Genomic DNA, 5,879 nt, shown 5'->3' with positions numbered 1-5,879 from the left:
GTGTATAAGAGACGGGTGGGGGTGGGCAGCGCGGTGCTGGACGCGCGCAAGGTTCGCGCGGTGTCGGTCATCAATGGCCTGTCGCGCCCGGTGGAGGTGCGCATCGGCACGCAGCGCTGGGTGGTGGCGCCCGGGACGCAGGAGCAGGGGAGCGTGAAGCTGGAGGACGCAGCGCCGCACGCCCGTGCAAGCTGGCCCGGCGCGGAGCGGCCCTTCGAGGACGTGGTGCTCCCGACGGACGGCGAGCGGCTCATCTACAACGTGCGCGGCGCGGCGATGTTGGAGGCGCGCCGGGCTTTCTCGGTGGACGGCTCGGGTCCGGGCCGGCGGACGCTGGCGGGCACCGGGACGCTGCTGTTCCCGGAGGAGGCGCTCGTCGTCGCGCAGGCGGACTGGGAGTCCACCGTGCGCGCCCACGCGGAGGCGGGACGCTGGCGGCTCGCGGGCCAGGTGGCCTCCGCCGTCGCGGAGGTGGATCCGCTCAACACCCGCGCGCGCTCTCTGGCGGCGCGCTGCTTCCTCTTTTCGGACGCGCAGTTCCCAGCGAACGTGCCGGCCGCGCTGCGCTCGCGCGACACCCTGGGCTTCGCGCACATGCTGATGAGCCGGTGGCAGGAGGACCTGGGCGCGCAAGTGCTGGCGCAGGACCTGCTCGGCTTCGTCGGCGTGGGAGAGACGGCGCGCGCCCGCTACTCCGAACATGCGCAGCAGTTTCCCGACTCTCCCCTGGCGGCCCTCTACCTGACGCGGGCGCTCACGCAGGCAACGCCGCTCACCCAGGTCCTCCCCGCGTACGAGGAGCTGGCCCGGCGCTTCCCGGACTCCCCCGAGGTCGGCCGCGCGTTGCTGGAGGTCCGCTGGCTCCAGGAGCTGGAGGATCCCCGGCTGTCGCGGCAGGAGGCGGGGGACCCTTCCCGGGCGCGGGTGATGGAGACGGCGCGGCTCGCGGATCCGCTCGTGGCGAAGCATCCGCCCCAGACCGTCGAAGCGTTGGAGCTGTTCGTCCGCATCTACCTGCGCGCCCACCGCCGGGACACGGCGACGGCGCTGGTGCACCGCTTCGGACAGGACCCCCGCAACCGGAGCTGGGACTTCCTGGTGCTGGCCGGCCGCGTGGCGAATGTCGCCGGGCCCGCGCACACGCCCTACGTGCTGCGCGATTGGATCCCCGCGGCCCTGGGCCGGCAGCCGGAGCGGATGCGGCTGTTGGACCTGCTCACCGGCCAGCGGCTGCCCAAGGACGCGGAGCTGGCGGCGCTTTCGTCCCCCACCGACCGCGCCGTCATCGCCCTCACGCGCGATGTGCTGACCGCGCCCCGGCGCGCGATGGAGCGGGCCGCGACGGAGTCCGAAGCGGTGCTGTCCCGCCTGGATCCGGAGATCGCCGCGCTGCTCGCCCTGGAGCTCACGCGCACGGGTGATGCGCGGGCGAAGCGCCTCTTCAACGCCTCGCTGCCGCTGATGCTCGCCCGCGAGCCGCTGCTGAAGTTCCTGCAGACGGACACCGTCACCCCGGCGTTCTCCCGCCTCGCGCCGGGCCTGCGCGCCGCCGCGCTCCTGGTCCGCGCGCGCCGCGAGTCGAAGGAGGGCTACCCGGTGTTCACCGAGCGGCTCGACGGGCTGGAGGGGCTGGATGCGCTCCAGGGCTTCGCGACCCGCGCCGCGGACACGTGGCTGCGGAGCGCCTTCGACGCGTGCATGGACACGAAGGTGCCGTATGTCTTCCCCCCAGGCGTCGCCCTCCAGCTGACGGGCGCGCTCGTGCAGGACATCGCGCGGCAGGAGAACGACCGCGAGGCGCGCCGGCCGAACTGCGAAGCGCGGGTCGTCAGACCCACGGGCAGGCCGCTGCCCAAGGCGTCACCGCCCCCCGGAAACGCGAACGGCGCCGACCCCTGAAGCGGGTCCGGCGCCGTCACGGTGCAACGAAGGCTGAAGGGGACTTCAGCCCGGCTGGCAGACCTGGCGGAGGATGTCGAGCGACTCCAGCGCCTTGCCCGCGCCAATCACCACCGCGGAGAGCGGATCCTCGGCGAGGAACACCGGCAGGCCCGTCTCCTCGCGCAGGAGCGTGTCCAGGTTCTTGAGCAGCGCGCCGCCACCGGCGAGCACGATGCCGCGGTCGGCGATGTCACCGGCCAGCTCCGGCGGCGTGCGCTCCAGCGTCAGCTTCACGGCCTCCACGATGCCGTTGACGGGCTCCGCGAGCGCGTCGCGGACCTCATCGCTGGACACCGTGAGCGTGCGCGGCACACCGGCCACCAAGTCGCGACCCTTGATCTCCATGGTCATGACCTCGTCCGTCGGGTACGCCGTGCCGATGCCCATCTTGATGAGCTCCGCCGTGCGCTCGCCGATGAGCAGGTTGTACTTGCGCTTCACGTACTGGATGATCGCCTCGTCCAGCTTGTCGCCGCCAATGCGCACCGACTTGGCGAAGACGATGCCCGCGAGGCTGATGACCGCGACGTCGGACGTGCCACCGCCGATGTCCACAATCATGTTGCCGCTGGGCTCCGTCACCGGCAGCCCGGCGCCAATCGCGGCGGCCATCGGCTGTTCGATGAGGTAGACCTCCCGGGCGCCGGCGTTGGCGGCCGCTTCGCGCACCGCGCGACGCTCCACCTCCGTGATGCCGGACGGGATGCCAATGATGATGCGGGGGTTCACCAGCGTCTTGCGGTTGTGCGCGCTCTGGATGAAGTAGCGCAGCATCGCGGCGGTGATCTCGAAGTCGGCGATGACGCCGTCCTTCATGGGCCGGATGGCCACGATGTTGCCCGGCGTCCTGCCGAGCATCTCCTTGGCCTCCTTGCCCACCGCGAGGACCTTCTTGCCCCCGCGCGAATCCTGCTGCACCGCCACGACCGAGGGCTCGTTGGAGACGATGCCCTGACCGCGGATGTAGATGAGCGTGTTCGCCGTACCCAGATCGATGGCGAGGTCGCGCGAAAACAGGGTGTGGAGCCAGTCGAACATACGGGGGCGGAAACTTTCGGAAGGGCCCCGAAACTTCCCAGCCCTTCAGACGGGGTGCGTTGGCGAAACTACTACGCTGCGCAATACGGAGGAAGAAAAGCCGGAGCCGCCTTCGGGGCTCCGCTCGCTGGACAACCAACCCCAGCGAGCACTGTGTTCCCTTCTCCGCACTCCCCGCCGTGCCTCCTGGAGGATGGACCGCATCCTCCCCAGGACAGCAGCCAGGCGGGCGTCAGCGCTTCACGGAGTACTTCGCGATGGCGTAGAGGGCGCGCACGCCATCCTTCCATCCAATCTTCTTGCCCTCCTCGTAGGTGCGCCCGTGGTAGCTGATGGGCACCTCGAAAACGCGCCAGTTTCCGCGCGCCACCTTGGCGGTGATTTCGGGCTCGAAGCCGAAGCGGTCCTCCTCCACGTGCACGGACCGCAACACCTCCGCACGGAATGCCTTGTAGCAGGTTTCCATGTCGGTGACGTTGAGGCCGCTCGTCATGTTGGAGAGCGTGGTGAGCATGTTGTTCAGAACCGTGTGCCAGTAATAGAGCACCCGGCGCGGCGAGCCGATGAAGCGGCTGCCGAAGACGACGTCCGCGTCCCCGTCCAGGATGGGCTGGATGACGCGAGGGATGTCCTTCGGGTCGTATTCCAGGTCCGCGTCCTGCACGAGGATGATGTCCCCGGTGGCCTCGGCGAAGCCCCGGCGCAGCGCGGCCCCCTTGCCCTGGTTCTTGTCCTGGAAGAGCACGCGCACTTCATTGCGGTTCTTCGGGGTCCCGCCCAGCACCTCCAGCCCCTGTTCGGAGAGCTGGCGCAGGAACTCGCGGCTGCCGTCCTTGGAGCAGTCGTCCACGAGGACGAGCTCCTTCGGAAAGTCGACGGCGACGCAGCGGCGGAGGATTTCCGCCAGGGTGGGAATCTCGTTGTAGACGGGGATGACGAGGGAGACGAGCATGGCGACCCGCCCCTATCGCATTTCCCGGGCTCCGGCGACTCCCTTGTGCACAAAACTCAACCCCGGGCCGCCTCCCGCAGGGTCTCCAACAGGGCGTCCAGGTCCTCGTCCCGGGTGAGGGGGTGGATGAGGGTGGTGCGCAGGTACACCCCGCGTGGCAGCCGCGTCTGCACCAGGTAGAAGTCCCCCCGGGTAACGAGCGCCTCGCGCAGCCGGGCCTGGAGGGCATCCCACCCCGCCTCGGGCACGTGCGCGGGGGTGTGGCGGAAGCAGACGATGTTGCAGTCGGGCGCCACCGCGACCTCGAAGTCCGGCGTGGCGGAGAGCTTCGCGGCGAACCCGCGGGCCTGGTCGTAGGACGCCGTCACCGCCTCCTCGAAGACGCGCGTGCCCAGCACGGACAGGCACGCGTACACCTTCAAAGGCATCATCTCCTTGGTGCACTCCAGCGTGCGCAGGCCCACGTCGCTGTAGGGGCGCGCGTCGTCGCCGTGGAAGAGGTAGCTGGCCTCCTGGGAGAAGGCATCGAAGGAGCGCGCCCCGTCCCGGAAGAGCACCGCCGTCACCAGCGCGGGCATCAAGAGCCCCTTGTGCGCGTCCCACACCACGGAGTCCGCCCGTTCAATGCCGCGCACCTGCGCGCGGTACTTCGGGCTCAGGCTGGCGGCGGCCCCGTGCGCGCCGTCCACGTGGAACCACAGGCCGTGCGCTTCGGCGAAGTCCGCCACGGGCTCCAGCGGGTCGAAGGCGCCGGTGGCGGTGGAGCCCGCGCTGGCCACCACCGCGATGACCTTTCGCCCCTTGCGGGTGGCGTCCTCCAGCGCGCCCTCCAGCGCGTCCGGACGCACGCGGAAGTGTGCGTCCACGTCCACCGGGGTGAGGCCGCCCTCGCCCCAGCCCATGATGCGCACCGCGCGGGCCAGGCAGTAGTGCGCAGTGCGGGGCACGAGCACCGTCAGCGGAGGACCCGCGTGCGCGCCGCCGTTCCACGCGTCATAACCGGCCTTCGTCTGCCGCGCGGCGAGCAGCGCGGTGAGGTTGCCCGCGCTGCCGCCGGAGGTGAGCACGCCCCGGGTGCTCGGGGGCAGGCCCAGCGTGGAGGCCATCCACGCGAGCACGTGGTGCTCCATCGCGGTGGCGACGGGGCCCATCTCGTACACCGCCATGCCGTTGTTGAGCAGCGACGACACGGCGTCGCACAGCGCCGCCAGCGGCAGGGGCGCCGTCACCTGGTGGCCCACGTAGCGCGGGTGGTGCAGGTGGTGGGAGCCCTCCAGTACGCGCGCCATCAGGGCCGCGAAGAGCCCGGACGGCTCCTGCGAGGGCACCTCCGGGAAGGGCGTGGCGAAGCGCTCCTGGTTCACCGCCGGAGGCACCCACGGCAGCACCGGCATCGCCGTGCCTCCGCCGAGCGCGGCCTTCAAGTAGTCCGCCAGCTGGTCCATCAGGGCGTGCGCGGTGGCGCGGAAGGCGTCCGCGTCGTACGCGGCTTCGAGCGGGGTCGTCATGGCGGGCGCAAGCTAGCGGGTGGCGGCGCGGCGGGAAACGCGCATGCGGGAGCACCGCCGCTCCCCGGGCTGGCGGCCGGATTGACGACACGGGACCCGGGCGTGCTCATCTTTGGATGCACCCCGAAACACCCGGAGGCTTTCCATGGCCGACGCGACGGTCACCATCACCTACTGCAGCGCTTGAGGCTACGCGCCCCGGGCCGCCCGTGTGGCGGCCGCACTGAAGGAAGAGCTGGAACTGGAGTCCGTGCTGAAGAAGGGCCCTTCGGGCAGCTTCGAAATCGCCGTGAACGGACGGGTCGTCATCCGCAAGGACAGCCCGACCTTCCCCACCGAGCAGGAGGTCGTCGACGCGGTGGCGAAGGCGGTGGGGCCCTGAGAGCTGCGGCCCTGTCCCCCTGCTCCTCTTGAGAAGGAGCGGGCGGGCAGGGGACCGG

Annotated in this window: 5 protein-coding genes; 2 read left to right on the top strand and 3 right to left on the bottom strand. The window is 70.8% G+C overall.

From position 1 onward, the window contains the following. Nucleotides 1-1,899, top strand: a 1,899-nt coding sequence (locus D7V97_RS45030; protein WP_158623547.1) for a hypothetical protein, incomplete at its 5' end; no start/stop codon positions are given. A gap of 45 nt (nt 1,900-1,944) precedes the next feature. Here D7V97_RS45030 and D7V97_RS38920 read toward each other — a convergent pair. From D7V97_RS38920 to D7V97_RS38910, 3 genes are all read right to left on the bottom strand, one after another. Then, nucleotides 1,945-2,979: a rod shape-determining protein gene (locus tag D7V97_RS38920; RefSeq protein ID WP_014400170.1), complete on the bottom strand. Its 1,035-nt coding sequence runs from the start codon at nt 2,977-2,979 to the stop codon at nt 1,945-1,947. A 232-nt stretch (nt 2,980-3,211) separates the two neighbouring features. Further along, on the bottom strand, nt 3,212-3,931 hold the full coding sequence (locus D7V97_RS38915; protein ID WP_120615645.1) for a glycosyltransferase family 2 protein: 720 nt from the start codon (nt 3,929-3,931) through the stop codon (nt 3,212-3,214). Between the two features lie 56 nt (nt 3,932-3,987). Continuing rightward, complete coding sequence (locus tag D7V97_RS38910) at nt 3,988-5,439, bottom strand: aminotransferase class I/II-fold pyridoxal phosphate-dependent enzyme (RefSeq protein ID WP_120615644.1); 1,452 nt, start codon at nt 5,437-5,439, stop codon at nt 3,988-3,990. Nucleotides 5,440-5,584: 145 nt separating this feature from the next. Here D7V97_RS38910 and D7V97_RS45025 point away from each other — a divergent pair, with 145 nt between their 5' ends. Continuing rightward, nucleotides 5,585-5,821 carry a SelT/SelW/SelH family protein gene (locus D7V97_RS45025; RefSeq protein WP_368669003.1) on the top strand — a complete coding sequence of 79 codons (237 nt, stop codon included), beginning with the start codon at nt 5,585-5,587 and terminating at the stop codon, nt 5,819-5,821. Nucleotides 5,822-5,879 lie beyond the last annotated feature (58 nt).

The organism is Corallococcus sp. CA053C, from assembly GCF_003611675.1.
Classification (GTDB): domain Bacteria; phylum Myxococcota; class Myxococcia; order Myxococcales; family Myxococcaceae; genus Corallococcus.
This window is presented reverse-complemented; position numbering and strand designations above follow the sequence as displayed.

Excerpts from the sequence above, each read along its gene's own strand:
- D7V97_RS38910 (WP_120615644.1), bottom strand. The coding sequence starts at position 5,439 with ATGACGACCCCGCTCGAAGCCGCGTACGACGCGGACGCCTTCCGCGCC.
- D7V97_RS38915 (WP_120615645.1), bottom strand. The coding sequence starts at position 3,931 with ATGCTCGTCTCCCTCGTCATCCCCGTCTACAACGAGATTCCCACCCTG.
- D7V97_RS38920 (WP_014400170.1), bottom strand. The coding sequence starts at position 2,979 with ATGTTCGACTGGCTCCACACCCTGTTTTCGCGCGACCTCGCCATCGAT.